This window comes from Emcibacter sp. SYSU 3D8 (genome assembly GCF_039655875.1).
Taxonomy (GTDB): Bacteria; Pseudomonadota; Alphaproteobacteria; order SMXS01; family SMXS01; genus RI-34.
In genome coordinates, this window is sequence record NZ_JBBYXK010000002.1 from 116528 (window position 1) to 141497 (window position 24970).

A 24970-nucleotide genomic window follows, 5' to 3' on the forward strand; every position below is an offset into this window, starting at 1 on the left:
CGCTGCAGGGCAGGAAACCGGTCCATTGGGGCTGGCCGCGCCGCGTCCGTGTCCTATACTGCGGGTTCGCAATCCGAGGATAGACCCATGCGTATTCAACGGCTTCTCTGTCTCACAGCCTTGTCCGTGGTGCTGGCGGCCTGCGCCAGCGACTACCGCGAACCGGTGAGCGAAGCGCCGCCGCCGCCGCCCGCGCCCGCGCCCCAGCTTCCCCCGCCGCCACCGCCACCGCCGCCGCCCACTGTGGTGCCGCGCGAGACCGGCAAGGTCGCCGGACGGGAGGTCGGCGGCGCCGCCGCCAGGTTCCTGCAGGCCGAGGATCAGGCGATCATGGAGAAGGCGACCCAGAAGGCGCTGGCCACCGGAACCGCCGGCAAGGCCATCAAGTGGTCCAATCCCAAGACCGGCGCCGGCGGCTCGATCACGCCCCAGCCGCAATTTTCCATGGCTGGCAAGAACTGCCGGGAGTTCCAGCAGGTGGTCACCGCCGGCGGCAAGCGCTCGACCGGCTACGGCACCGCCTGCGCGGCGCCGGACGGCACCTGGCTGATCGACGAGAACGGCTGAGCCCGTTCAGCCCATCCGCCGGACGCAAAAAAAGGGGGCCGAGGCCCCCTTTTTCCATCGGGACAGCCCCGAAGATTATTTCGCCAGCTCGAGCAATTCGGACGGGACCCAGCCGCGGTCGCCGTTGGGCTCCTCGACTTCCCAGAACAGGCCGGACTTGTTGCCGGTCGGATGCAGGACCATGCCCTCGCGCAGGCCGCGGACCGGCGCCGCGTCGTCGCGCGGCTCGGACAACAGCGCGGTACGCTCCAGCAGGCGCTGGGCCGGGAGAGGCGCCGCCATCCTGGCATTGCCCGACAGGCCGCCCATCTGGGTGACCATATTGCGGTAGGCCTTGACGTAGGCGAGCGTGATCACCTTGCCGATGTCGGTGTCGGCGTAGCCGCCGCCCGCCGCCGCCAGCGCCAGGCCGAAGCCGCCCCAGCCGCCGCCGCCGAAGCCGAACGACACATCGGTTTTCTTGTAGGTGCCCTCGGCGATCAGCTCCTGCACACCGGTGCGGGCATTGGTCAGGGTGAGCAGTGCCTGGGCTTCCAGCTTCTTGGTCTTGATGCCGCCCAGCGCCGCGCCCCAGCCGCCGCCGATGGCGCCGCCGATGCCCGCGCCGATGGCGCTGCCGCCGGAATTGCTGTCCTGGGTCACCAGGTCGGGCAGGACGAAGTAGTCGGCTGCGACCATCTGGCCCTTGCCGATGTCCGAACCGCGCTGCAGTTCGTCCTCGCCCATGAGATCGCGCTCTTCCCGCATCATCTGCATGCCCTGGCCGCGATCGACCAGCTGGAAGCAGCCCGACTTCATGACGATCAGCTTGATCACCGCCGCCGGGTTGCCCAGATTGTACTGGCGCCACCACTCGTTCTGGGAGTCCTTGATGGCGACCGTGCCCAGCACCTGCGGGCACATCGGAATTTCAAGATTCTCCTCAGGCGTCTTCTTCTTGGCGAAGGCGGGACTGCCGGCCAGAATGACGGCCGCCGCCACGGCGTATGCAATCGTGCGCATCTTGTATAAACCCCCTCGACGTTGAACCAGATTACCACCGGATTAACATTGCCGGCGCCCTTGGCATAAACAGGTATCGCCTCAACAATTTGGTGTCAATCGCCGCACCGGACGCGTGCCGCCCGGCACGGGGAAATATCCCGGAGCGAACTGGAGCGGGGCCGGACCCGCCGGTTTGACGACCGGCCCGGTTGGTGTACGATGCGGCTCACTTTTCTCCTGAAAACAACAAGTAAGAACAGATGACCCCACCGAACGGCCTGATGACCGGCAAGCGCGGCCTCATCATGGGTGTGGCGAACAATCGCTCCATCGCCTGGGGCATCGCCCAGAGATTGCGGGAACACGGCGCAGAACTGGCCTTCACCTTTCAGGGCGAAGCGCTGGAGCGGCGCGTGCGGCCGCTGGCGGACTCGCTGGGCAGCTCGCTGGTCCTCGAATGCGACGTCACGAAAGACGAGCAGCTCGACGCCACCTTCGCGGCGCTGGAGAGCGCCTGGGGCACCATCGACTTCGTGGTGCATGCCATCGCCTATTCGGACAAGGACCAGCTGAAGGGCCGGTACGTCGACACGACGGCCGACAACTTCGCCATGACCATGAACATCTCGTGCTATTCGTTCACCGCCGTCTGCCAGCGGGCCGAGAAACTGATGCCCAATGGCGGCAGCCTGCTCACCCTGACCTATTACGGCGCCGAGAAGGTGCTGCCCCATTACAACGTGATGGGCGTGGCCAAGGCGGCGCTGGAAGCCAGCGTGCGCTATCTGGCCAAGGACCTGGGCGAGAAGGCCATCCGGGTCAACGCCATCTCGGCCGGCCCGATCAAGACGCTGGCCGCATCCGGCATCGGCGACTTCCGCTACATCCTGAAGTGGAATGAATACCATTCGCCGCTGCGCCGGAACGTGACCATCGAGGAGGTGGGCGGCTCGGGCCTTTACCTGCTGTCCGACCTGTCGACCGGTGTCACCGGCGAGATCCATTATGTGGACAGCGGCTACAACATCATCGGCATGAAGGACGAATCCGCCCCCGACATCGTGATCGGCGGCGCGGTTCAGGAATAGACCATGTCGCACAATAGTTTCGGCCACATGTTCCGGGTGACAACCTGGGGCGAAAGCCACGGCCCGGCGATCGGTTGCGTGGTCGACGGCACGCCGCCGGGCCTTGCCGTCGACGAGGCGTTCATCCAGCACTATCTCGACCAGCGCCGGCCGGGCCAGTCGCGCTTCACCACCCAGCGGCGCGAACCCGACGCGGTCAAGATCCTGTCCGGCGTGTTCGAGGGCAAGACCACGGGCACGCCGATCCAGTTGATGATCGAGAATGTGGACCAGCGGTCGAAGGACTATGGCGACATTGCCGCCAAGTACAGGCCGGGACATGCCGACTACACCTACTTGGCCAAATACGGCATCCGCGACTACCGCGGCGGCGGCCGCTCGTCGGCGCGCGAGACCGCCTCGCGGGTGGCGGCGGGCGCCATCGCCCGCAAGGTGCTGGGTGACGGCATCGTGATCCGCGGCGCGCTGGTACGGATCGGCGAACATGCCATCGACCCGGCCAACTGGGACTGGAGCATCACCGGCGACAACCCGTTCTGGTCGCCAGACGCCAGGGCCGCCGCGCTGTGGGAAGGCTATCTGGACGGCATCCGCAAGGCCGGCAGTTCGGTGGGCGCGGTGATCGAGGTGCATGCTTCGGGCGTGCCCGCAGGCTGGGGCGCGCCGCTCTATGCCAAGCTGGACGCCGACCTGGCCGGCGCCATGATGAGCATCAACGCGGTCAAGGGCGTCGAGATCGGCAGCGGCTTCGAGGCGGCGTCCCTGACCGGCGAGGCCAACGCCGATGAAATGCGCGCCGGCAACGACGGCACGCCGCGCTTCCTGTCGAACAAGGCGGGCGGCGTCCTGGGCGGAATTTCGACCGGCCAGGATGTGGTGGTGCGCTTCGCGGTCAAGCCGACGTCGTCGATCCTGTCGCCGCGCCAGACCGTGACGGTGGACGGCGAGGAAACCGAGATCGTCACCAAGGGGCGGCACGATCCGTGCGTGGGCATACGCGCCGTGCCGGTGGGCGAGGCCATGATGGCCTGCGTGCTGGCCGACCACATGCTGCGTCACCGCGGTCAGAACGGCTAGCATTGCTCGACAGGGCTCCTACTTCACGTAGGGTCGTGGTTTCGCTTCGGAAGGAATTCGCATGAACAAGGGTTGGGCGGCCGCGTTGGGCCTGGGGCTGATGGGCGTGGCACTGTCGGCCGTGGCCCAGGATTCAAATCGGGATGCGGTCAACCCTTCCACGCCGGGCCAGATGAATCCGGCCACCAAACCGATCGACGAAACCTTCCGGAATCCGATCCCGGCCGAGACCGAGCGGCCGACCGTTTCGGATTGGGGCGGCCTGCGGCCTGATTACGGCCGCGAGGAAACCTATTATTTCTGCAGTCCCTGTCATTCGGACGCGCGCATCCGCGCCACGCGCAAGACGCGCGACGAATGGTCGGCCACCATCGACCGCATCCTGGACAAATATCCGTACGAACCGCTCGAGGCGCAAGAACGCGACGTCATACTGGACTACCTCGCCAAGCAATATGGCCCAAACGTGCCGTGAACCACATGGCCCAGCGCAGAGTTTTCCGCTAGAATCAGCTTTTCCAAGGGGATGATCCGATGAAGACCTTGCTGATGGGCGCAGCGCTGCTTGGTGTGATGGCCGGCACGGCGATGGCCCAGCCTGAAACGCAATATCAGAGCCCCATTCCGGACCAGCGCACCTTCCTGCGCAACGACGACAAATATGAGGGGCTGGCGCCGGGCGAAGGCCGCGAGAGCACCTTCTATGCCTTCCAGAACTGTTTCAAGATCGGCTGGATCAAGCGCCAGAAGCTGACCCGCACCGAATGGGACCTTACGGTCGACCAGATGCTCAAGGATTGCAACCAGGAGCCGCTCGAAGCCGACGAGAAGGCCTCCGTTGTCGAGTACCTGGCCACCAATTACGGCCGGCGCCGCTGATCGTTCAGCTTTTCCTGAATAGTGCCGCCAGTTCCACATGGGCCGACCAGCGGAACTGGTCGATGGGCGTAACCGCTTCCAGCGTGTAGCCGCCGTCGGCCATGGCTCGCGCATCGCGGGCGAAGGTCGACGGGTTGCACGAAAACGCCGCGACCACAGGCACCTTCGAGATAGCCAGCATCTCGGTCTGAGCCTTCGCGCCGGCGCGGGGCGGATCGATGACCACGGCATCGAACCGGGACAGTTCCTTGGCGGTCAACGGCTCGCGGAACAGGTCGCGGCGCGACAGCGTCACCGGATGCAGACCGTGGGCATGGTTGAGGCCGCGGCGGCAGGCATCGACCATCTCGGCCGAGGATTCGAATGCCGACACGGCCGACTTTTCGGCGATTGCGGCGGTGAAGGTGCCGCAGCCGGCGAACAGGTCGGCCACATGCTTCGCGCCCGCCACCGCGCCGCGGGCCCGATCGATCATCCAGTCCTCGCTATCCTTCGTCGCCTGCAGGAACGCACCCGGGGGCACCGGCATGCCGGCCTTGCCGAGCAGCACGGTGGGCGGACGGCGGACGGCGATCGATTCCACGCCCTCCTTGGACTCCCAGGATATTCGGGCCAGATCCTGCGCTTCGGCAAAGGCGGCCAGGCTCTGCAGCGCACGCATATTGGGGCGCCGCTCGCCGGCGATCAGCAGATCGACGCCCGTGTCGGTGGCCGTGAGGGTGAGGTGGAGCGTATCCTTGGCGCCCAGCACGCTGGCCAGCAGGCCGCGCAACGGTCGCATGAGGGCCTCGAGGCGCGGCAGGATCACGGGACACTCGGTGACCCCGACCATGCGATGGCTGCCGCGCTCCAGATATCCCAGCAGCACCCTGTCTCCCGACCGGCGGGCCGTCAGGCGGGTGCGGCGCCGGGTGCGGGGCGGGACAATCAATGGCGCGGCAACCTCGACATCGCGGAAACCCTGATGGGCCAGCGCGCGCACCACCTGGTCGCGCTTGAACGCCGCATAGGGGGCGTCGTCCAGATGCTGCAGGGCGCAGCCGCCGCAGATGCCGAAATGGACGCAGGCCGGCGTCACCCGGCCGGGACCGGCCTCGATGATCTCAAGCAGTTCGGCAGACCTGCCGTCGCCCCGCTTTTCGCCTGCCAAGATACGCGCCAGGTCGCCGGGGACAGTGAACGGCACGTAGACGCGCTCGCCGTTCACCTCGGCGACACCGTCTCCCTGGGCGCCGAGCGCCGTGATGTGGACGTCAATGGGATCGGTCATGGGGTCAGGCGGCCGCCAGCACAAATCGCTTGCGCCAACGCCGCACCAGCAAAAGCGTCATGAACCCGAACTGGGCCAGCGCCGCGCACAAGGTGAACACCGGCGCCGCCGGGGCAAAGGGATAGAACACGAACAGCACGTCGTCGTCGAACCCGGTAACGCCCGGCAGCACCAGATAGAGCAGGCCCAGCAAGATCAGGGTGACCAGATTGGCGCGGACCGGGTTGGGCGACAGCCAGAAGAAAAGATTGAGGGCGATGTCGCGGGCCATGAACAGCAAGCCGGCAATGATCGCCGCCCACAGGGTGACGCCGCCCACCTTGCCGCCGCCGCCAAAAGCCAACAGCAATATTGCCAGGACGGCCGTGATCGCCAGCGACACCAGCCATGCGGGTGTGTAGGACGCGAACTCGCGCCAGCGCTTGGCGTCGTATAGCCGGATCAGCCGCCGGAACATCACCGGATCCTTGTCGTCCCAGAACAGCGCCGCATAGGTCAGTCCGGCGGCGGTAACGGCGGCGATGGCAAGACGCTCGGTGATCTCCAGGCTGACGAAGTCGCCCGATGGCGGCGCCACGGATGGCGGAAAGCCCGCCATGAACGCGCAGGTGAACAGGACAAAGGCCGGCCATGCCCAGGGGCGGGTCCGGTAGGCCAGTTCGCGCATCATGAGCCGGTGCGCGCCCAGCAGCGTCCAGCCGAGAAAGGCCACGACGCCGACGGTCGCCATGGCGCTGGCGGCCACGGCAATGCCGTACCATTCCAGCAGCCTGTCGCCGCCGGCGGATCCGAACCAGCCGATTTCGGCGCCCGGCACCATGCCCGCATATCGGAGCGCGGTGTAGCCGACCATGATGCCGATGCCCTGGCTGACCAGCGTTCCCACCCTGGTGCGATGGCCCCGCAGGCGGACCGACTGCAGCCCCAGCAGGAACGACACGGTCTGCGCCATCAGGGCGGCGCAGATCAGATAGAGCGTGCCATGCATCAGCGGCACGATGTCGTGGTCCTTCATCAGGGCAACGAACCGCACGGCCAGGCAGATCAGCGCGCCGTACCAGGTGAACAGGGTGGCACCGATGACCTTGCCCCAGGTGAGTTGCCACGCCGTGAGGGTGGACAGCCGTTGCCAGTCCCAGGTGCTCTCGGTGACTTCGGCCGCGACGGCGTCCGCGGCCTGGCGGGTGCCCCACAGGATCGTGATGATGCCGAAGAATCCGCCGGCCAGATCGGCAATGAACGAATTCGAGCCCCAGAGCATGAGCAGCGCGCCCAGCACCAGCGGCATGGCAATCAGCCGGCGAAGAGTCAGCTCGTGCCAGACGTTGCGCAGCAGTTCCGGATTCATTGGCCCGCCTCCAGTCCGTCGACGAATGACAGGTAGGATTCCTGCAACCGTTCCCGGTGCTGGGCGAACGCGCTGACCGGCAGCCCAGCGGCGACCAGCGCAGCGAGCACGGATTGGCGATCCTCGCCTTCAGCTCCGCAGACAATGATCGCCGAGTTCGCGTCCGCGCTCTCGACCGACAGGCCGGCGACCGCCGACAGCGCGCCGGACAGGTTCTCGACCGGCCGTGCCATTTCCACCCGGATCCGCATGGTGAGCGATGCGGCCGAGGCACCCAGCGGCGCGTGCTGCACCAGCCTTCCCTCGCGGATGAACAATATTTCGGTGGCGTAGTCCTCGAGCTCGGACAGAATGTGCGACGACACCAGCAGGGTCATGCCCTGGTCGCGCAGTGTCTTGAGCAGTTCGGACAGATCGTGCCGGGCCTCCGGATCGAGGCCGGAGGCCGGCTCGTCCAGGATCAGCACGGTGGGATCGTGAATCATGGCCTGGGCGATGCCCAGACGCTGGCGCAGGCCGCGCGAGAGGGTACCGGACAGCGCGCCCATGCGATCGGACAGCTCGACGCGGGCCGCCGCGCGCGCCACCGACGCGCCCACATTCTCGGGCGGCACGCCGCCGGCCATGGCCGCATAGCGCAGGCAGCGTTCCACCGTCAGGTCGCGGTAGACGCCGAAGAAGTCGGACAGGTAGCCGATGCGCTTGTGCACCTCGCGCGGATGCTCTGCGGTGTCGATACCGTCGATCTCGATACTGCCGGAATAGGGCAGCTCCAGCGCCGCCAGGCAGCGCATCAACGTGGTCTTGCCGGCGCCATTGGGACCGATCAGGGCGGCGATGGCGCCCTGGCCGATGGTGAAGCTGACATCCGAAAGCGCGCGCAGGTTCGGGTATTCATAGGTGACGGCGTTGGCGACAATCATGGAGGTTCCGGTCTGAAGGGCCAAGGCAGCCTGCCCGCGTTCGAGAGACCGCGCGCTGCCCTGGTGCGCGCCCACAATATCAGGGTGCGCGGCGGGCGGCGATGAGGAACTCCTTGTTCCCCTCCGGTCCGGTAATCGGGCTTTCGGCGATGCCCAGCACGCTCCAGCCGGGTTGGGCGCCGAGCCAGTCGCGGATCATGTCGCAGACTTCCTCGTGCAGCGCCGGGTCGCGCACCACGCCGCCCTTGCCCACCTGCCCCTTGCCCACCTCGAACTGGGGCTTGATGAGCGCGATCAGGAGAGCGCCGGGGGCGGCCAGGGCCATGGGCGCGGGCAGCACGGTCCGCAGACCGATGAAGCTGGCGTCGCACACCACCGCGCCAACCGGCTCGGGAATTTCCAGCGCGGTCAGGTGGCGGGCGTTGGTCTTCTCCAGCACCACCACGCGCGGATCCTGGCGCAGCGACCAGGCCAGCTGGCCGTGGCCGACATCGACGGCATAGACACGCAACGCACCGTGATGCAGCGCCACATCGGTGAAGCCGCCGGTGCTGGCGCCCACGTCGAGCACCACCATGCCGGTGATATCCAGGTCGAAATGCTTCAGGGCGTGATCCAGCTTGAGGCCGCCGCGGCTGACCCAGGGATGGTCGCGGCCCTTGACCGCGAGCGGCGCGTCCTCGGCGAGAGTCTGCCCCGCCTTGGCGATGCGCTCGGTGCCGGTATAGACCGCACCCGCCATGATCAGGGCCTGGGCGCGGCTGCGGCTTTCCACCAGGCCGCGGTCAACCAGCAGGACATCTACACGAATTTTCGCCATCGAGGCCTTCCAGTCCCCTCTCCGCCCGGGAGAGGTTAAACGGGCGGCGGCTTATGCGCTTTCCTGGCGAATCGCCGCGGCGTCCAGGCCCATGGCAACCAGCGCCTTCTCGACGATCTGCTGGGCGTTGAGGCCGGCAACGGCGTACATCACTTCGGGCTTGTCGTGATCGATGAAGATGTCGGGCAGGGTCATCGTCCGCACCTTCAGGCCCTTGTCCAGCCGACCATCCTCGGCGAGGAAATGCAGCACATGGGCGCCGAAGCCGCCGATGGCGCCTTCCTCGATGGTCAACAGCACCTCGTGTTCCTTGGCCAGCCGCCGGATCAGGTCGTGATCGAGCGGCTTGGCGAAGCGGGCATCCGCGACGGTGGTCGAGAAGCCGCGCGCCGCCAGCATGTCGGCCGCCAGCAGGGATTCCTGCAGGCGCGTGCCGAGCGACAGGATGGCCACTGACGAGCCTTCGCGAATCACGCGGCCCTTGCCGATCTCGAGCGGAATGCCCCTCTCCGGCATCTCGATGCCGACACCCTCGCCGCGCGGATAGCGGAACGCGGAGGGCCGGTCATCGATGGCGGCCGCTGTGGCCACCATATGCACAAGCTCTGCCTCATCGGCAGCGGCCATGACCACGAAGCCCGGCAACGTCGCCAGGTAGGTCACGTCGAACGAGCCGGCATGGGTCGGCCCGTCGGCGCCCACCAGTCCGGCGCGGTCGATGGCAAAGCGCACCGGCAGCGACTGGATCGCCACGTCGTGGACGACCTGGTCGTAGGCGCGCTGCAGGAAGGTGGAATAGATCGCGGCGAACGGCCGGTAGCCTTCCGAAGCGAGACCCGCGGCGAACGTGACGCCGTGCTGCTCGGCGATGCCGACGTCGAAGCAGCGTTCCGGGAATCGCTCGGCGAACAGGTCGAGGCCGGTGCCCGATGGCATGGCGGCGCTGATGGCGACGATCTTGTCGTCCGCCTCGGCCTCCTTGATCAGCGCGTCGGCGAATACGCGGGTGTAGCTGGGCGCGTTGGCCTTGGCCTTCACCTGGGCGCCGGTCACCACGTCGAACTTGGAGACGCCATGATACTTGTCGGCGGCGGCTTCGGCCGGCGGATAGCCCTTGCCCTTCTGGGTCACCACATGGACCAGCACCGGGCCGTCGATCTCGTCGCGGACATTCTTCAGCACCGGCAGCAGATGGTCGACATTGTGACCGTCGATGGGGCCGATGTAATAAAAGCCCAGTTCCTCGAACAGGGTCCCGCCGGTCGCCATGCCGCGGGCATATTCTTCGACCTGCTTGGCGCGGCGTTCGATGGACTTGGGAAACTTGCTGGCGATCTGCTTGGCGATCTCGCGCAGACCCAGATATTGCCGTGACGACAGCAGCCGCGCCAGATAGGCGCTCATGGCGCCGACGGGCGGCGCGATCGACATGTCGTTGTCGTTGAGGATGACGATCAGCCGCTTGTCCATGGAGCCGGCGTTGTTCATGGCTTCATAGGCCATGCCCGCACTCATGGCGCCGTCGCCGATCACCGCGATGACGTTGTTGCTGTCGCCGGACAGGTCGCGCGCTACCGCCATGCCCAGACCCGCCGAAATCGACGTGGAACTGTGCGCGGCGCCGAACGGGTCGTATTCGCTCTCGGCGCGCTTGGTGAAGCCGGACAGGCCGCCGCCCGAGCGCAGCGTATGCATCTCGTTGCGCCGGCCGGTCAGGATCTTGTGCGGATAGCACTGATGGCCCACGTCCCAGATCAGTCTGTCGCTCGGCGTGTCGAACACGTAGTGCAGCACGGTGGTGAGTTCCACGACGCCAAGGCCCGCGCCGAGATGGCCGCCGGTGCGCGACACCGTATCGATGGTGGCGGTGCGCAACTCGTCCGCTACCTGGCGCAGCTGCTTGGACGGTAGCCTGCGGAGATCCGCCGGCGTCTGGATGGTATCGAGAAGAGGAGTCTGACTCATCGGGCGGGCAACCTTCAATGCCGGCGGTTGATGACGAAATGGGGCAGCAGGCGAAGCAGCTCGGCCTTTTCGTCGAACATCTCCAGGTGGAGGCCGGCCTGATCGGCCAGCATCTGCGCCTGGGTGCGGGCGCGCTCGACGCCGAGCAGCGACACAAAGGTGGCCTTGCCGGCGTCGCCGTCCTTGCCAACCTTCTTGCCCACTTCTTCCTCGGTGCCTTCCACGTCGAGCAGGTCGTCGACGATCTGGAAGGCGAGCCCCAGATCGTGGGCGTAGTTCTGCAGCGCCTGGCGCTGATCCTTGGTGGCGCGGCCCATGATGGCGCCCGCCTCGACGGCGAAACGGATCAGCGCACCGGTTTTCATCTGCTGCAGCCGGGTGACCGCGCCGATGTCCAGTTCCTCGCTCTCGGCCAGCAAGTCGATCATCTGACCGCCGACCATGCCGTGGGCGCCCGCCTCGCGCGCCATGGCGTGGACCAGTTCGGCGCGGACCAGCGGATCGTGATGGGTGCGCGGATCCGAGACGATCTCGAAGGCATAGGTCAGCAGCGCATCGCCTGCCAGAACCGCGGTCGCCTCGTCATATTTCTTGTGAGTCGTCGGCATGCCGCGGCGCAGGTCGTCATCGTCCATGCAGGGCAGATCGTCGTGCACCAGTGAATAGGTGTGGATGCACTCCAGCGCGCAAGCCACGCGGGTAGACCGTTCTGTCGGCACCTCGAACAATGTTGCGCTGGCCAGCACGAGGAAGGGGCGCAGCCGCTTGCCGCCCGCGAGAGTGGCGTAGCGCATGGCCTCCATCAACCGGGCTTCCTTGCCCTCTGCCGGCGGCAGGATGCGCTCGAGCGCCTGATCGATGGCCTCGGCCACCTTGCCCATCTCGGCCTGCAGCACGGCGATATCGGGTGTTGCGTTCAAATGCTGGCTCACCGGCTTACCCGATGTCCGCTGGTTGCGTCGACAGGCTGCCGTCGCCGGCGACCACAACCTTTTCGATCCGCGCCTGGGCGTCGGCCAGCTTGGCCGCGCAATGCTGCTTCAGCTGCGCGCCGCGTGTGTACATCTCGATCGACTCCTCCAGCCCGACGCGGCCGCCTTCGAGCTTCTGGACCACCGCCTCGAGCTCCGAAAGGGCCTGTTCGAATGTCATGCTGGCGATGTCATCGGGTTGTGTCGTCTGCGTATCCGCCATCACGTTTCCTTGTGTATCCGCCACTTGCAGCCTTCAACCGTGCCGCATGAGAGAACGGACATGCCCCGCGGCGCTGGCCGCGAGGTCTTTCAGGTTATAGCCTCCTTCCAAAGTAGAGACGACTCGCCCGCCACACAAGCTTTCCGCTGCAGCGCACAGCATATCGGTAGCGGCCTCGAAATCCTCCGTCGCCACGTTCAGACCGGCCAGCGGGTCGCCTTCATGGGCATCGAAGCCGGCCGAAATCATCAGCAGATCGGGCCGGAAATGCGCGAGCGCGGGAATGATCCTGCCGCCCAGCGCCTCCAGGAACGCCGCGCCGCCGCTGCCTTCGGCCAGCGGCACGTTGACGATGTTGCCAAGACCGGTCTCCCCGCTTCCGCCGGTCCCCGGATAGAACGGCCATTGGTGGCAGGATGCGTAGAACAGGTCCGGATCGGATTCGAACAATTCCTGCGTGCCGTTGCCGTGATGAACGTCGAAATCGACCACGGCGACACGCTTCATGCCGTGCATGGCCCGCGCCTCCAGCGCGCCGATGGCGACGTTGTTATAGAGACAAAATCCCATGGGACGGGTCGACTCCGCGTGATGGCCCGGCGGCCGCACGGCGCAGAAGGCATTGCCCGCCTCGCCGCGGGTTACCGCTGCGACAGCGCGGCAGACCGCCCCCGCGGCCCGGCGCGCGGCCAGTTCCGAGCCGCGCGAGACGATGGTGTCGGCATCTATCCGCACATAGCCCTCGCCCGCCTGGGCCGCAGCCGACGCGACCAGCGCCAGCACCTCGGCCGGATGGGCACGGAGAATCTGGGCGTCGGTCGCGGCAGGCGCCGCGTCGCGTTTCAGATCGCGAAATCCCTCATCCTCGAGCGCCCGCAGCACGGCGCGCAGCCGGTCGGCGGATTCGGGATGGCCGGCAGACGTGTCGTGGCCAAGGCAGTCGGGATGGGAGATCAGCAACGTGGTCATGGCGCCGATGATGAGTGAGGAAGAGCCACCCTTCAAGGACCGAGGCTGCCGGGCGGTCCGTCTCCCTACTGGGTAGCCTTGCCCGCCGTTTCGCGCTTCGCCGCCTCTTCCGCCACCAGTTCCTTCTTCGACAGCTTGCCGACAGCGGTTTTCGGCAGTTCCGCGCGGAACTCGATCTCGCGGGGTATTTCATGCTTGCCGATTTCGCCGTGCAGGAACTCGGTGAGCTTTTCGGCATCGAGGGTATTGTTGATGTCCTTGAGCACCACGAAGGCCTTGGGCGCCTCGCCGAGATAGTCGTCGGGAATGCCGATCACGGTGACTTCCTTGACCGCAGGATGCCGGTGGATCGCCTCCTCGACCACGCGCGGAAACACGTTGAAACCACCCACCAGGATCAGGTCCTTCATCCGGTCGATGATGAAGGTGTAGCCGTCGGCATCCATGTAGCCGACGTCGCCCGAGCGCAGCCTGCCGTCGACGATCGCTGTGGTGGTGGCGTCGTGGTTGTTCCAGTACCCTTTCATCACCTGTGGACCGGCGATGCAGATCTCGCCCGTCTCGCCGACCGGCAGCACCCTGTGCGGATTTTCGCGGTCGACGATGACGATATCGGTCTGCGGCAGCGGCAGGCCGATGGAGCCTTCCTTGTTGACGCCCGTTTCGGGTCCGCAGGTGGCGGTCGGCGAACATTCGGTGAGGCCATAGCCTTCGAGGATCTTCACGCCCGTGACGCCCTCGAAATGGTGGCGCACCTCGTTCGGCAGCGGCGCGCCGCCGGACATGGCCCATCGCACCGACGCAAAGGACTCCCGGTTTACCCGGGGATGGTTGGCAAGTGCGGTGAACATGGTGGGCACGCCAGGCAGCGAACTGGGCCGCTTGGCGATGACATCATCGACCACCGCGTCCAGTTCGAATTTGGGGTGCAGCACGATCCGGCAGCCGGTCATGGTGCCCATCACCAGGATCGTGGTCATGGCGAAGGCGTGGAAGAACGGCAGGGCGCCCAGAGTGGTCTCGTGCCCCGACTCGAAGTCGGGGAACCACACCCGGTTCTGGCAGCCATTGATGTAGACATTGGCGTGGGTGAGCATGGCGCCCTTGGGCACGCCGGTCGTGCCGCCGGTATATTGCAGCACCGCCACGTCCTCGGCCGGGTCGATGCGGACCGGATCGAAGGCGCCGTCATTGTCGAGCAGATCCTGCCACGCCACGTGACGGTCATCCCACCGCCGGGTGGCGATGGCGCCCCGCTTGAACAACCGGAAGGCGGTTCCCTTCAGCAGCGGCATGGCATCCGACAGCCGCGACACGACCAGCCTGGTCAGCCGGCTCTGGTCGATCATGTCCCGCGCCTTCGGATAGAGCAGCTCCAGGTCGAGCGTCACCATAATGTCGGTATCCGAATCCTCGATCTGGCCAAGCAGTTCATGCTCGGAATAGAGCGGGCTGTAGTTGACGACGGTGCCGCCCGCCTTCAGCACGGCGAAGTAGCTGACCACCTGTTGCGGACAATTGGGCAGGAACAGACCTACCTTGACGCCCTTGCGAACGCCCAGCGCCTGGAAGCCCTTTGCTGCGCGGGCGACCATTTCGAGGGTCTGGGTATAGGTGAATTCGCGGCCGAAGAAATCGAGATGCACGTTCTCGGGCCATTGCGCCGCCGCAGCATCGAGTGCGGCATAGACTGGCCGGGCCTCGAAGGCCTGGTGCCAATCCACGTTGGGCGGATAGTGCGCAAGCCAGGGACGTTCCATGCGTCAGCCCCTGCCTGCGCGGCCAAGCTTCACCATCTGCCACATGTCGAGGCCTCCTCGCCGTTCTGGTTGCGCCATTCTGCCGCATTCCAGGACATGTCGCTGCAAATACCGCGTTGCCAGGTTTTCCCGCCGCGCCGATCGCTTGCAAAGGTCCGCGCGCCGCCCCATGTTCCATCCATGAGGTCCGATCTCCATATTCGTTTTTGCATCCGCGCCGGTCATACCAGATTCGGCGCGCCTGCCCCGGCTAGCCGCGCCTAAGGCGCTCTCCGCTTCCGGGGCCAAACCCAGCATCGATCCGAATCAGAGCGTCAACAACGCCGGCAGCGCGGCCTGTCTGCGCGCGTATGGAGCATGGCCATGAATCCGACCCTTCCGCCCATTATCGTCACCGAGACCGATTTCGATTTTCTCTGCAACCTCACGGCGACGCGCGGCGGCGCGCTGTCCGAGGTAATGAGCTTTCTGGAGCAGGAACTGGAGCGCGCCGACGTGGTGCCCGATCCCTACCTGCCGGCCGATGCGGTGCGTCTGCATTCGCGGGTCACCTACCGCGATCTGGTCGCGGACCTGCAGCGCACGGTGACGCTGTCCTATCCGCACGAGGAGGACATCTCGCGCGGTCTGGTCTCGATCCTGACGCCGGTGGGCGCCGCGTTGCTGGGACTGCGGGTCGGCCAACGCATCGCATGGAGAAGCTGGGCCGATACACCACGAGAGCTGGAGGTATTGGCGGTGGAGCCGGGCTGACGCTCAGACCATCAGCGGCGCGACGTCCGGTCCTTCATGCTGTTCCGGATGGGCCCGCTGGGCCAGGCTCGGATCGATGCTGCGGTAGCGATAGCGGCCCTCCTCATCGAGGAATCGCTCGAGCCGGCCGCGCCCCATGAGGCAATGCAGGTGGGCGATGCATTCGCCCAGCGCCAGCATGATCTGGAATGAATCCAGCGCACGAGAGAACATCACCGGCAGCAAATCGTGCGCGGTTTGCGGCGTGACGCACTTCTCCTCGCACGCCAGCATCCGGTCCTCGTGGTGGTCGATCAGGTAAAGCAGCCTCGCATGCAGGCCGTAGAACGGCCGGTTGTGCGAGGGCAGGACGAAGGCGGTGTCCGGCAGCAGCGCCAGGAACTTGTGATGCGAGTCCAGCCAGTAGGACAGCGGGTCCTCCTCGGGCTCGTTGGCGTTGACGCTGACATTCGAGGTGATTCGCGGCAGTACCTGGTCGCCCGAGATCAGCACGTCGAGTTCGTCGCAATAGAGGCAGACATGCTCGGGCGAATGGCCGCTGCCGGTGACAACGCGCCACTGGCGGCCGCCAATGGTCAGCACCTGATCGTCGATCAGCCGATGATAGCCGACCGGCATGGGCTCGACATTGTTGCTGAAACCGCCCCAGCCCCGGGCCTTGATCTCGGCCAGAATGGGCTCGGGAATGCCGCCGCGTTCATAGAACAGGATCGCCTCGGGCGGCAGCACCCGCGCGTTCTCGTTGGAGAAGGTGCGGGCGTAGAAATATTCGGTGCGGCTCATCAGCAGCGGTGCGTTGAAATGGCGGCACAGCCAGCCTGCCTGCCCCAGATGATCCGGATGCATGTGGGTGGCGATCACCCGTGTGATGGGCTTGCCGTCCAGTTCCTTGTCGAAAATCCGCAGCCAGAAGTCGCGGGTCTTGTCGCCGCGAATACCGGTATCGACCAGCACCCAGCCGTCGCCGTCCTCGAGCAGGTAGAGATTGATATGATCCAGCGCGAAAGGCAGCGGCATCTGCAACCACTTGATGCCGGGCGCGATGACGCGCGTTGTGCCGGGAGCCGGCAGATCGTCGAACGGGTAGGTGAGGCTGGGCTTATCCACGTCTTTACCATGCGGTAATCAAGAGCGGGCATCGTAGAGAGGAAGCCTGGTGAAACCAACCGCCAATCGCCCGGCGGCGGCAAACCGTTCCGCTTTGGCTGAAAGCGATTTAGATATGGTGGAGATGAACAGACCAGCGCCATCGGAACATGCGATCTTCAAGGCCGGCCCGGCGACCACCGCCCGCGCCGTGGCGCTGCTGCGCGCCGGACAGCCCCTTGGCCTGCCGACAGAGACAGTCTATGGCCTTGCCGCCGACGCCTGCGATGACCGGGCGGTGGCGCGTATCTTCGAAATGAAGGGCCGGCCCACCTTCAACCCGCTGATCATCCATGTGGCGGACATGGCGCAGGCCGAGGCGCTGGTCGAGCTGACGCCGCTGGCCCGGCGCATCGCCGCGCGGTTCTGGCCCGGTCCCCTGACCCTGGTGCTGCCGCGCCGGACCGGATGCCCGGTTTCGCTGCTCGCTTCGGCCGGCCTCGACACCCTGGCGATCCGGATGCCGGCCCATCCGGCGGCGCGCGATATCCTGCGCGCCTTCGGCGGACCGCTTGCCGCGCCCAGCGCGAACCGGTCGGGCCATGTCAGCCCGACGACGGCCCGGCACGTGATCGAGGAATTGCCCGTCGCCATGGTGGTTGACGGCGGCCCGTGCACGGTCGGCCTGGAATCAACCATCGTCGGCTTCGATGGCGAGCGGCCGGTGCTGCTACGCCCCGGCGGAATCGCCGCCGAGGACATCAAGGAACTGGCCGGCGTGGCGTTGCTGCGCCATGCGCCGGAACAGGGGGTCACGGCGCCGGGACAATTAAGCAGTCATTACGCGCCCGATGCCGCCCTGCGGCTGGATGCACGGGATGTCCGGAGCGGCGAGGCGCTGCTGGCGTTCGGGGCACCGCTTCCGGGTGCACAGGTCACGCTCAACCTCAGCCCGTCAGGCGACCCGGCCGAGGCGGCAGCCAACCTGTTCGCCATGCTGCGGGCACTTGACCATCCCGGCGTTACAGCCATTGCCGTCATGCCGATCCCGGAGACCGGCCTCGGCCTTGCCGTCAATGACCGGTTGCGCCGCGCCGCCGCACCGCGGGAGGGCCGGCCATGAGCATCGACGCGCTGAAGCGGCTGCTGGGACCGGGCGGCTACATCGACGATCCCGCCGACATGGCGCCCTACCTGACCGAATGGCGCGACCGCTGGCATGGCGACACGCCGCTGGTCGCGCGGCCCCGCGACACGCCGCAGGTGGCCGCGATCGTTGCCCATTGCGCGGCAGCGGGCATCAAGCTGGTGCCGCAGGGCGGACATACCGGTCTGTGCGGCGGCGCCATGCCCCATGCCGGCGCCGGCGAGGTAGTCGTGTCGCTGGGGCGGATGAACCGGGTCCGCGCCGTTGATCCGGAAGGCTTTACCATGACGCTCGAGGCCGGCGTGGTGCTCGCGGCGGCGCAGCAGGCGGCGGTGGAAGCCGACCGGCTGTTTCCACTCAGCCTGTCCTCCGAAGGTTCGGCCCAGATCGGCGGCGTGTTGTCGACCAATGCGGGCGGCAATGCGGTGTTGCGCTATGGCAATGCCCGCGATCTGGTGCTGGGGCTTGAAGTCGTGCTGGCCGACGGCCGGGTCTGGAATGGCCTGCGCGGCCTGCGCAAGGACAACACCGGCTATGACCTGAAGCAATTGTTTCTCGGCGCCGAGGGAACCCTTGGGATCATCACGGCGGCCGTGCTGAAGCTTTTCCCGGCGCCGCGGCAGCAGGAAACGGCCCTGGTCGCAGTGCCGGACGTCGAAGCGGCGATCCGGCTGCTGTCACTGGCGAGGGAAGCGTCAGGCGACCGGGTCAGCAGCTTCGAACTGATCCCGCGCCTGGGCCTGGAATTCGTGGTGAACCACATGCCGGGGAACCGCGATCCGCTGACTTCGCCGTCGCCCTGGTATGTGCTGATCGACCTGACCACCGCCGCGCCCGGCACGGATCTGCAAGGCGCCATGCAATCCCTGCTGGAGCGGGCGCTGGAGCGCGGCCTGGTCGCCGATGCCGCCGTCGCCCGGTCGGTGGCGCAGCGCGCCGACCTGTGGCGGTTGCGCGAAAGCCTGTCGGAATCGCAGAAATACGAGGGCGGCAGCATCAAGCACGATGTCTCGGTGCCCATCGCACGCATCCCCGAGTTCATCCGCAAGGCCACCCGTGCCGTCGAGTTGCTGATCCCGGGCATTCGCGCCGTCCCGTTCGGCCATATGGGCGACGGCAACATCCACTTCAACCTGTCGCAGCCGCTCGGGATAGACAGACAGGTTTTTCTGGATCGCTGGGAGCAAATCAACGTGGTGGTGCACGACATTGTCGCGGCGCTGGAGGGCAGCATCAGCGCCGAGCATGGCGTGGGCCAGCTCAAGGTCGACGAGATCGTCCGCTACAAGAGCCCGGTGGAGATGGAACTCATGCGGCGTATCAAGCGGGCCATGGACCCGGACAACATCCTGAATCCGGGCAAACTTGTCACACTCTCCGACGATTGATGCACCAGCCGTGCCCGCATCGCTCATACCGCTGGAAAACAACCGGTCTGCCCGGGTAAAAAGGGGAACAAGCCTGTTCTCGGGAGGAATTCGATGAAGCGTGGCGTCATGGGCGCCATTGCCGCCGTCGGTATCGCCGCGGCGATCCTGCTCGCGCTGCCTGCACTCATCGGATATTCGGCCGAGGAATCGCTGCGCGCCACGCTGAAGACCATTTCGCAGCAGGGCGCCTACCGGATCGAGCTGGTCGATTTCCGGCGCGGCTGGTTCAGCTCCCATGCCCGCAGCAAGCTCGTGCTGGAAGGCCAGTACGCCGACACCCTGGAACAGACACTGGGCCTGGATCCCGGCACGGCGCTGGAGGTGAGGTTCGCTCACACCATCAGCCATGGCCCGATCCTGCTGCGCGGGGCGTTCCCCTATATCGGCTATGCCTATGCCGAGACCGAGTTACGCCTGCCCCAGATGATCGAGCAGCTTCTGTCGCAGTATCTGCAGGGCAAGCCCTTCCTGACCTTCCGCACTACATTCGGCCTGTTCGGCCGCTCCACCACGATGGTCAGCAACCCGGATTACACGGGCGCGATGGGGCCGCACACATCGGTGCAATGGGACGGCGCCTCGGGCCGGATCGGCGCCGAGCGGCGGGCCTTCAATGTGCGGCTCGACATGCCGTTGTTCAAATGGGAGGCCGGCGAACGGCTGTTGTTGCTCCGCGGCATGGCGGTCCGGAGCGCGCAGAAGAAGCGCGGGCGCCATATCTGGCTCGGCGATACCGACGCGCACGTCAACGAAGTACGGCTGATGAATCCGGAATCCGGCGAATCCGTCCGGATCGACGACCTGGACTACAAGGTCAGGGCGGCTGCGGACGGCGCCGAGCGCCTGGATGCCAGCGCCGTTTTCGGCATCGGCGCGGCCGAGTTCGAGGGGGGCACCCTGGGCCCAAGCGCCTGGACCCTCGAAGTCAACAACCTGTCGGTCAGTGCGCTCGACGATGCCTACGACCTGTACAACAAGTTCCTGGATTCCGGCGACCGGCCGCAGGTGCAACGGGACGTCCTGAACCAGTTCCTCAACACGTCGCTGACCGGACTGTTGTCGTCGCCGGTGGAACTGCGTACCGCTGTCGCCATCAATATCGACGGGCCATTCGCCATCTACAAGGGCACGACGGCGCTGAGCGTCGACGGCAAGGACGGCGACGTGACCATCGCGATCGATCAGCAGATCGACGCGCTCGACTATGACGAGATCAGGATGACCGAGGGCACCGGCCGGCTGCGCCTGGCCCGGCTCGACGGCAACATGCTCGGCGAACTCTATGGCGACTTCGTGCGCATCGTCGCGACGGGCCTTCCCGAGGCGCAGCAGGAAGAGGAAATGGCCCGCATGATGAGCCAGAAGGGCCCTGCCATCATCCGCCCCCATACCCGGCTCCATCTGGAGAACGTGGCGATCACCATGCCCGTGGGCACAGCGACCGCGAGCGGCGAACTTGGCTTCAAGGGCGATGCGCCGCTGGATTATTCCTCGGTTGAAAACGTGGTCCGGCGGCTGGAAGGCTCGCTCAAGGCCCGCGTCTCCAATGACGCCCTGGTCTGGGCGTTGACCCGCAGCAGCGCCCGGACGCTGCGCGCCCGGCTGCGCGAGCAGGGCCGGGATCTGTCCGAAGACATGATCACGAGCCTGGCCGCCACCACGGCGCGGACCGATCTCGCCAAGCTGGAGCGCCAGTCCGTGGTGCGCAAGGACGGCGACGCCTATGTGCTCGAGGCATTGTTCCGCGACGGCAAGGTGGTGCTGAACGGCGTGTCACGCCCCGATCTGGCGCCCAAGGTTCCATGACCTTGTGGACGCGTATCAAGCGTCACCTGAAGGTGGCCGGCATCGCCGCCGCCTTCGGCCTGACCGGCTACATGATCCTGATGGGTCTGAGCCACATCGCCTGGCACTTCGGCTTTCATACCTGAGCCTGACCGGCCCCGCCGGTAACGCTGGCTGTTGCGCGGGCGTCAGGGGCGACGCAGCCGGCGGTACATCAGCGTCAGCAATTCCGACATTTCGCCCATCACCCGCGACATCCGCGCCTGATCCTGGCGGAGCTGGTCCACCTCCCGCGGCGGCGCGGGCTCGGCGGCCGCGGCCTGGGGGCCCGGCAACCCCAGCTTGACCACGTCCTGCAACGTCTTGTGCGCCTGCTGCAGCAGAATGTCCTTGCGGCGCATTTCGTCGGCATGCTGCTGGCGGGTTGCGACCAGTTCGGACCGCAGAAACTCGATTTCGGCGGTCATGCTGCGGTGATGGCGCTCGATCCCCTCGAGCAGGGGCGTGAGCTGGCGCCCCAGCGCTTCGGGAGGCGCGGGCTGCTCGGATTCGTGGGGGCTTGCCTTCGTGGCCTTGGCGCGCAGCGCCGCATTCTCGCGCTCCAGGCGCTCCCTGGCCTTGCGGCGCAGATCCTGCTTTTCCTGTGCCGCATGGGCCCGGGCGGCAGCAGCCGCCTGGACCTCGGGGTCCAGGTAAACGAACCAGTTGTTGCCTATTTTCGTCGCCCGCAGCTTGCCCTTCTTGACCTGTTTGAGCAGGTCCCGCGGCTGTGTATCCAGCACGCCGGCAGCGTCCTTGAGGGTGGCCCAGCGGCCCAGAGCGGGGTCGACGGCAGAGTCTATCAAGCAATACTCGCACTTGGGTGGCGGTCCCGGCATACTCGCACAACTCCAGGAAGGGAACCAGCATGTCCGGCACCGCCGCCCCCGAACGTACCGCCACCTACCGCTCGGCCGACGGCCTGGAACTGTTCTACCGGGATTTCGGCGACGCCGCGGCCAAGGGCACGCCGGTGCTCTGCCTGCCCGGCCTGACCCGCAACTCGCGGGATTTCGTCACGCTGGCGACGCGGCTTTCGGCGGACCGCCGGGTGATCTGTCCGGACCTGCGCGGGCGCGGCTTCTCGGCCTATGATCCGGCCTACCAGAACTATGCGCCCGGCGTCTATGTGAAGGACGCCCTGACCCTGCTGGCCGAACTGGGCATCGACCGGTTCGTGGCGATCGGCACGTCGCTGGGCGGCGTGATCACCATGGTGCTGGCGGGCGTCAAGTCGGTCACTTTGGCGGGCGCGGTGCTGAACGATGTGGGGCCGGTGCTTGGCCCGGGCATCGCCCGTATCCAGTCCTATACGGGCAAGGCCGATCCGGTGGCGACCTGGGACGACGCCGTGGAGCAGGCGAAATTCGTCTATGGCCCGTCGCTGACAGGACTTTCCGACGCGGATTGGGCTGCCTTCGCCCGGCGCGGGTACCGCGAGGACGGCGGCATCATCCGCCTGGATTACGACCCCAGGATCGGCGACGCCATCCGAGAAGCGCCGCCGCCCGCGCCGGATGCCGATCCCTGGCCGTTGTTCGAGCGCCTGAAGGACGTGCCGACCGTGGTGCTGCGCGGCGCGCTTTCCGACATCCTGGAGCAGGACGTGTTCGAGGACATGGGCCGGAGGATCTCCGATGCCCGGCTGGTGCTGGTCCCGGACCGCGGCCACGTACCGCTGCTCGACGAGCCGGACGTGACGCCGGCCATCGACCAGTTGCTCAGGGACGCGGACGCGGCGGGCTGAGCCTTACCGGTAAGGCCGCTGCCCGCCCAGGCGCGCGTCGCGGGCCGGCGGACTTTCCATCTCGATGATGTCGACCTTCCGGGCGTGCAGATCGGCGCCCACATATTGCTGGTAGGTGAGCGGCACCGGCTGGCGTCCGCCGAGCTGGGCATAGACCTCGTCGCACATCGTATCGACCGGGCGGCCGTTCTCTTCGATGGTGCAGGGGAAGTTGACCTGCAGGTCACGGCCGGCAAGGCGCTGGCAGCGGCTCATCTGGGTGGCGAATCTGGGGTCGTAGGGCGGCAGCTTCTGCTTGATCGCCGTCGCGAAGCTCATCTGGCTCATGGCCAGGGCTTGATCCATGCAGATCTTCATCTTCGGCGGCAGCATCACCCAGGCCTCCTGCGCCGCCCTTTCCTTCTTGCCCCTGGCCTCGACCATGGACGGATCGTTGATGTACTGCGCCTGTGCGCTGGACGCGATCAGCGCCAGCATGATGCCGGCCGCAATGGCCATGCCCCGATTGCGAATTCCGTGACCGACCATGTTCAACCCCTCGCTGGTCATTTCAGCGGTAAGATAGCAGATGGCGGCGGCAGGAAACTACGGTCTTGCCGAGCCTCAATCCATCCTGAGGCCGCCGTCCACGTTCAGGGTCTGGCCGGTGACATAGGAGGCATCGGGACTGCACAGGAACGCCACCGCCGCCGCCTGTTCCGACGGCTGGCCCTGGCGGCCCATGGGAATGGCGACGCGCACGCCCTTCTTCACCTCGGTGAAGTCGCGCTGGTACAACTCGGCCGAGCGCTTGAAGGTGCTGTCCATCATGTCGGTGTCGGTGGAGCCGGGGCAGACGCAGTTGACGCGGATGCCCTGCTTGGCCAGTTCGATGGCCATCTGCTGGGTCAGGCCGATCACCGCGAATTTGGACGCGCAATAGGCGCCGTAGAGAGGCAGGCCGACCCGGCCGGCCATGGACGAGATGTTGACGATGGCGCCGCCATTGCCGGACTTCAGCATGGCTTTCGCGCCCAGCTTCGACACCAGGTAGACGCCGTTCAAATTGACGTCGACGGTCGAGTACCAGAGCTCGTCCGACATCTCGATGATCGACGCCGCGCCCGCGTCGCTGGGCACGCCGGCATTGTTCACGACCGCATAGACCGGGCCGAGCTGCTTCTCGGTTTCGGCCATCAGATTCTCGACCTGGTCGCGCTTGGTGACGTCGCACAGGATGGCGGCCGCCTTGCGGCCCATGGCGCGAATTTCCTCGGCGACACTTTCGGCGGCTTTCCAGCCTTCCGCCTTTTCGTGATCCGGATAGGTCGACGGGTCGCGCGGGAACGCGGACACCGCCACGTCGAAACCGTCCTGCGCCAGCCTGAGCGCGATGGCGCGTCCCAGGCCGCGCTTGCGGCCCGCGCCGGTGACGATGGCTACCTTGCCGTTGGAATCCGCCATGATGATCTCTCCCTTGTCTAGGATGCGCGTGCGGCCAGCATGGCCTTGAAGGTGGTATCCATGTCGTCGAGGATGCGGCCGCAAATCTGATGCTTGCTCATGTTCCACCAATAGGCATCGAGCTTGGGATAGCCGGCCAGCGGCTCGCTGTCGCCAAAATGCGACATGATGTAGTGGACGAAGAACAGGATCGGCGGGATGGCGCAGTCGGCCAGCGTCAACTCGCCGCCGACGGCGAATTCCTCGCCCTCCATGAATCCTTCCAGCAACGCCAGGCCGCTGCGGGTGCCGGCAAGGCCAGTGTCTGAAAGCGCCTTTTGCCGCGTCACCGGATTGAGCTGGGGAAACAGGCTGAACATGGGAACGACGATGTAGATATCGCCGACACGGTTGATCAGCCGGACCCTGCCGCGGGCGGCCAGATCCGCCGGCAACAACGGCTTCTGCGGAAATTTTTCCTCGATATATTCGCAGATCACTTCGGATTCCGGCAGGGTGACGCCGCCATCGACCATGGCTGGCACCTTGCCGATGGGATTGATCCGCAGATAGTCCTCGGACCGGGTCGACCCGCCCGGCGGCAGCTCCTGCTCATAGGCAACGCCCTTGTGATGCAGTGCCGCGCGCACGCGGGATACGAAGGGCGAAAACGACGGCCCGTAAATCTTCATCAATTTCCCCGTTCAGGTCCGGGGC

General features: G+C 66.3%; 26 protein-coding genes. 11 read left to right on the top strand and 15 right to left on the bottom strand.

Features of this window, described 5'->3' with window-relative positions; all coding sequences use genetic code 11:
* Positions 1 to 87 precede the first annotated feature (87 nt).
* Entirely contained in the window at positions 88 to 567 is a 480-nt protein-coding gene (locus WJU21_RS06425) for an RT0821/Lpp0805 family surface protein (protein WP_346322577.1), read from the top strand.
* Positions 568 to 642: 75 nt separating this feature from the next.
* On the opposite strand, the gene WJU21_RS06430 is transcribed toward WJU21_RS06425, so the two are convergent.
* Complete coding sequence (locus tag WJU21_RS06430; protein WP_346322578.1) at positions 643 to 1569, bottom strand: peptidoglycan-binding protein; 927 nt, start codon at positions 1567 to 1569, stop codon at positions 643 to 645.
* 242 nt (positions 1570 to 1811) lie between these two features.
* Here WJU21_RS06430 and fabI point away from each other — a divergent pair, with 242 nt between their 5' ends.
* The 4 genes from fabI (at position 1812) to WJU21_RS06450 (ending at position 4595) form a co-directional block, all read left to right on the top strand.
* Positions 1812 to 2639 carry an enoyl-ACP reductase FabI gene (fabI, locus tag WJU21_RS06435; RefSeq protein ID WP_346322579.1) on the top strand — a complete coding sequence of 276 codons (828 nt, stop codon included), beginning with the start codon at positions 1812 to 1814 and terminating at the stop codon, positions 2637 to 2639.
* Positions 2640 to 2642: 3 nt separating this feature from the next.
* Positions 2643 to 3716, top strand: coding sequence for a chorismate synthase (gene aroC / locus WJU21_RS06440; RefSeq protein ID WP_346322580.1), 1074 nt, complete (start codon positions 2643 to 2645; stop codon positions 3714 to 3716).
* 61 nt (positions 3717 to 3777) lie between these two features.
* Positions 3778 to 4191 (top strand): hypothetical protein, encoded by a 414-nt coding sequence (locus WJU21_RS06445; protein WP_346322581.1) that lies wholly within the window; start codon positions 3778 to 3780, stop codon positions 4189 to 4191.
* Positions 4192 to 4250: 59 nt separating this feature from the next.
* Positions 4251 to 4595, top strand: coding sequence for a hypothetical protein (locus WJU21_RS06450; RefSeq protein ID WP_346322582.1), 345 nt, complete (start codon positions 4251 to 4253; stop codon positions 4593 to 4595).
* Between the two features lie 4 nt (positions 4596 to 4599).
* On the opposite strand, the gene WJU21_RS06455 is transcribed toward WJU21_RS06450, so the two are convergent.
* The 9 genes from WJU21_RS06455 to WJU21_RS06495 all read right to left on the bottom strand — a co-directional run bounded on the left by WJU21_RS06455 (position 4600) and on the right by WJU21_RS06495 (position 14844).
* On the bottom strand, positions 4600 to 5865 hold the full coding sequence (locus tag WJU21_RS06455) for a class I SAM-dependent RNA methyltransferase (protein ID WP_346322583.1): 1266 nt from the start codon (positions 5863 to 5865) through the stop codon (positions 4600 to 4602).
* A 4-nt stretch (positions 5866 to 5869) separates the two neighbouring features.
* Positions 5870 to 7213, bottom strand: a complete 1344-nt coding sequence (locus WJU21_RS06460; RefSeq protein WP_346322584.1) for a hypothetical protein — start codon at positions 7211 to 7213, stop codon at positions 5870 to 5872.
* Complete coding sequence (locus WJU21_RS06465) at positions 7210 to 8160, bottom strand: ABC transporter ATP-binding protein (protein WP_346322585.1); 951 nt, start codon at positions 8158 to 8160, stop codon at positions 7210 to 7212. The genes WJU21_RS06460 and WJU21_RS06465 overlap by 4 nt, the downstream gene beginning before the upstream one ends.
* A 55-nt stretch (positions 8161 to 8215) precedes the next feature.
* Entirely contained in the window at positions 8216 to 8956 is a 741-nt protein-coding gene (locus tag WJU21_RS06470) for a TlyA family RNA methyltransferase (RefSeq protein ID WP_346322586.1), read from the bottom strand.
* Positions 8957 to 9007: 51 nt separating this feature from the next.
* Complete coding sequence (dxs, locus tag WJU21_RS06475) at positions 9008 to 10921, bottom strand: 1-deoxy-D-xylulose-5-phosphate synthase (RefSeq protein ID WP_346322587.1); 1914 nt, start codon at positions 10919 to 10921, stop codon at positions 9008 to 9010.
* Positions 10922 to 10935: 14 nt separating this feature from the next.
* A complete protein-coding gene (locus WJU21_RS06480; protein ID WP_346323474.1) occupies positions 10936 to 11802 on the bottom strand; it encodes a polyprenyl synthetase family protein in 867 nt (288 codons plus the stop codon).
* Positions 11803 to 11857: 55 nt separating this feature from the next.
* On the bottom strand, positions 11858 to 12115 hold the full coding sequence (locus WJU21_RS06485) for an exodeoxyribonuclease VII small subunit (RefSeq protein WP_346322588.1): 258 nt from the start codon (positions 12113 to 12115) through the stop codon (positions 11858 to 11860).
* Between the two features lie 33 nt (positions 12116 to 12148).
* Positions 12149 to 13084: a histone deacetylase family protein gene (locus WJU21_RS06490; RefSeq protein WP_346322589.1), complete on the bottom strand. Its 936-nt coding sequence runs from the start codon at positions 13082 to 13084 to the stop codon at positions 12149 to 12151.
* A 65-nt stretch (positions 13085 to 13149) separates the two neighbouring features.
* The gene (locus tag WJU21_RS06495) at positions 13150 to 14844 is read right to left on the bottom strand and encodes a long-chain fatty acid--CoA ligase (RefSeq protein ID WP_346322590.1); all 1695 of its coding nucleotides are present in this window, start codon (positions 14842 to 14844) and stop codon (positions 13150 to 13152) included.
* A 363-nt stretch (positions 14845 to 15207) separates the two neighbouring features.
* Between WJU21_RS06495 and rnk the strand changes: the two genes are divergently transcribed.
* Entirely contained in the window at positions 15208 to 15597 is a 390-nt protein-coding gene (gene rnk / locus WJU21_RS06500) for a nucleoside diphosphate kinase regulator (RefSeq protein ID WP_346322591.1), read from the top strand.
* Between the two features lie 3 nt (positions 15598 to 15600).
* Here the strand turns inward: rnk and WJU21_RS06505 are convergent, their stop codons facing one another.
* Complete coding sequence (locus WJU21_RS06505; protein ID WP_346322592.1) at positions 15601 to 16704, bottom strand: MBL fold metallo-hydrolase; 1104 nt, start codon at positions 16702 to 16704, stop codon at positions 15601 to 15603.
* A 124-nt stretch (positions 16705 to 16828) separates the two neighbouring features.
* Here WJU21_RS06505 and WJU21_RS06510 point away from each other — a divergent pair, with 124 nt between their 5' ends.
* The 4 genes from WJU21_RS06510 (at position 16829) to WJU21_RS06525 (ending at position 21191) form a co-directional block, all read left to right on the top strand.
* On the top strand, positions 16829 to 17806 hold the full coding sequence (locus WJU21_RS06510) for an L-threonylcarbamoyladenylate synthase (protein WP_346322593.1): 978 nt from the start codon (positions 16829 to 16831) through the stop codon (positions 17804 to 17806).
* The gene (locus WJU21_RS06515; RefSeq protein WP_346322594.1) at positions 17803 to 19218 is read left to right on the top strand and encodes an FAD-binding oxidoreductase; all 1416 of its coding nucleotides are present in this window, start codon (positions 17803 to 17805) and stop codon (positions 19216 to 19218) included. Before WJU21_RS06510 ends, WJU21_RS06515 begins: the two co-directional genes overlap by 4 nt.
* 93 nt (positions 19219 to 19311) lie before the next feature.
* Entirely contained in the window at positions 19312 to 21066 is a 1755-nt protein-coding gene (locus WJU21_RS06520; RefSeq protein ID WP_346322595.1) for a DUF945 family protein, read from the top strand.
* A gap of 2 nt (positions 21067 to 21068) precedes the next feature.
* A complete protein-coding gene (locus WJU21_RS06525) occupies positions 21069 to 21191 on the top strand; it encodes a hypothetical protein (protein WP_346322596.1) in 123 nt (40 codons plus the stop codon).
* Positions 21192 to 21233: 42 nt separating this feature from the next.
* On the opposite strand, the gene WJU21_RS06530 is transcribed toward WJU21_RS06525, so the two are convergent.
* Complete coding sequence (locus tag WJU21_RS06530) at positions 21234 to 21890, bottom strand: hypothetical protein (protein WP_346322597.1); 657 nt, start codon at positions 21888 to 21890, stop codon at positions 21234 to 21236.
* A 62-nt stretch (positions 21891 to 21952) separates the two neighbouring features.
* Here WJU21_RS06530 and WJU21_RS06535 point away from each other — a divergent pair, with 62 nt between their 5' ends.
* A complete protein-coding gene (locus tag WJU21_RS06535) occupies positions 21953 to 22831 on the top strand; it encodes an alpha/beta hydrolase (RefSeq protein WP_346322598.1) in 879 nt (292 codons plus the stop codon).
* A 3-nt stretch (positions 22832 to 22834) separates the two neighbouring features.
* Here WJU21_RS06535 and WJU21_RS06540 read toward each other — a convergent pair whose 3' ends face one another.
* The 3 genes from WJU21_RS06540 to WJU21_RS06550 form a co-directional block, all read right to left on the bottom strand.
* Entirely contained in the window at positions 22835 to 23359 is a 525-nt protein-coding gene (locus WJU21_RS06540) for a hypothetical protein (protein WP_346322599.1), read from the bottom strand.
* Between the two features lie 75 nt (positions 23360 to 23434).
* Positions 23435 to 24274: an SDR family NAD(P)-dependent oxidoreductase gene (locus WJU21_RS06545; protein ID WP_346322600.1), complete on the bottom strand. Its 840-nt coding sequence runs from the start codon at positions 24272 to 24274 to the stop codon at positions 23435 to 23437.
* A gap of 17 nt (positions 24275 to 24291) precedes the next feature.
* Positions 24292 to 24945: a glutathione S-transferase family protein gene (locus WJU21_RS06550; RefSeq protein ID WP_346322601.1), complete on the bottom strand. Its 654-nt coding sequence runs from the start codon at positions 24943 to 24945 to the stop codon at positions 24292 to 24294.
* Positions 24946 to 24970: the final 25 nt, after the last annotated feature.

What these genes read in the sequence shown, in the direction of transcription:
- WJU21_RS06425 (WP_346322577.1), top strand. Translation starts at nt 88, where the DNA reads ATGCGTATTCAACGGCTTCTCTGTCTCACAGCCTTGTCCGTGGTGCTG.
- WJU21_RS06430 (WP_346322578.1), bottom strand. Translation starts at nt 1,569, where the DNA reads ATGCGCACGATTGCATACGCCGTGGCGGCGGCCGTCATTCTGGCCGGC.
- fabI (WP_346322579.1), top strand. Translation starts at nt 1,812, where the DNA reads ATGACCCCACCGAACGGCCTGATGACCGGCAAGCGCGGCCTCATCATG.
- aroC (WP_346322580.1), top strand. Translation starts at nt 2,643, where the DNA reads ATGTCGCACAATAGTTTCGGCCACATGTTCCGGGTGACAACCTGGGGC.
- WJU21_RS06445 (WP_346322581.1), top strand. Translation starts at nt 3,778, where the DNA reads ATGAACAAGGGTTGGGCGGCCGCGTTGGGCCTGGGGCTGATGGGCGTG.
- WJU21_RS06450 (WP_346322582.1), top strand. Translation starts at nt 4,251, where the DNA reads ATGAAGACCTTGCTGATGGGCGCAGCGCTGCTTGGTGTGATGGCCGGC.
- WJU21_RS06455 (WP_346322583.1), bottom strand. Translation starts at nt 5,865, where the DNA reads ATGACCGATCCCATTGACGTCCACATCACGGCGCTCGGCGCCCAGGGA.
- WJU21_RS06460 (WP_346322584.1), bottom strand. Translation starts at nt 7,213, where the DNA reads ATGAATCCGGAACTGCTGCGCAACGTCTGGCACGAGCTGACTCTTCGC.
- WJU21_RS06470 (WP_346322586.1), bottom strand. Translation starts at nt 8,956, where the DNA reads ATGGCGAAAATTCGTGTAGATGTCCTGCTGGTTGACCGCGGCCTGGTG.
- dxs (WP_346322587.1), bottom strand. Translation starts at nt 10,921, where the DNA reads ATGAGTCAGACTCCTCTTCTCGATACCATCCAGACGCCGGCGGATCTC.
- WJU21_RS06480 (WP_346323474.1), bottom strand. Translation starts at nt 11,802, where the DNA reads ATGGGCAAGGTGGCCGAGGCCATCGATCAGGCGCTCGAGCGCATCCTG.
- WJU21_RS06485 (WP_346322588.1), bottom strand. Translation starts at nt 12,115, where the DNA reads ATGGCGGATACGCAGACGACACAACCCGATGACATCGCCAGCATGACA.
- WJU21_RS06490 (WP_346322589.1), bottom strand. Translation starts at nt 13,084, where the DNA reads ATGACCACGTTGCTGATCTCCCATCCCGACTGCCTTGGCCACGACACG.
- WJU21_RS06495 (WP_346322590.1), bottom strand. Translation starts at nt 14,844, where the DNA reads ATGGAACGTCCCTGGCTTGCGCACTATCCGCCCAACGTGGATTGGCAC.
- rnk (WP_346322591.1), top strand. Translation starts at nt 15,208, where the DNA reads ATGAATCCGACCCTTCCGCCCATTATCGTCACCGAGACCGATTTCGAT.
- WJU21_RS06510 (WP_346322593.1), top strand. Translation starts at nt 16,829, where the DNA reads ATGAACAGACCAGCGCCATCGGAACATGCGATCTTCAAGGCCGGCCCG.
- WJU21_RS06515 (WP_346322594.1), top strand. Translation starts at nt 17,803, where the DNA reads ATGAGCATCGACGCGCTGAAGCGGCTGCTGGGACCGGGCGGCTACATC.
- WJU21_RS06520 (WP_346322595.1), top strand. Translation starts at nt 19,312, where the DNA reads ATGAAGCGTGGCGTCATGGGCGCCATTGCCGCCGTCGGTATCGCCGCG.
- WJU21_RS06535 (WP_346322598.1), top strand. Translation starts at nt 21,953, where the DNA reads ATGTCCGGCACCGCCGCCCCCGAACGTACCGCCACCTACCGCTCGGCC.
- WJU21_RS06540 (WP_346322599.1), bottom strand. Translation starts at nt 23,359, where the DNA reads ATGGTCGGTCACGGAATTCGCAATCGGGGCATGGCCATTGCGGCCGGC.
- WJU21_RS06545 (WP_346322600.1), bottom strand. Translation starts at nt 24,274, where the DNA reads ATGGCGGATTCCAACGGCAAGGTAGCCATCGTCACCGGCGCGGGCCGC.
- WJU21_RS06550 (WP_346322601.1), bottom strand. Translation starts at nt 24,945, where the DNA reads ATGAAGATTTACGGGCCGTCGTTTTCGCCCTTCGTATCCCGCGTGCGC.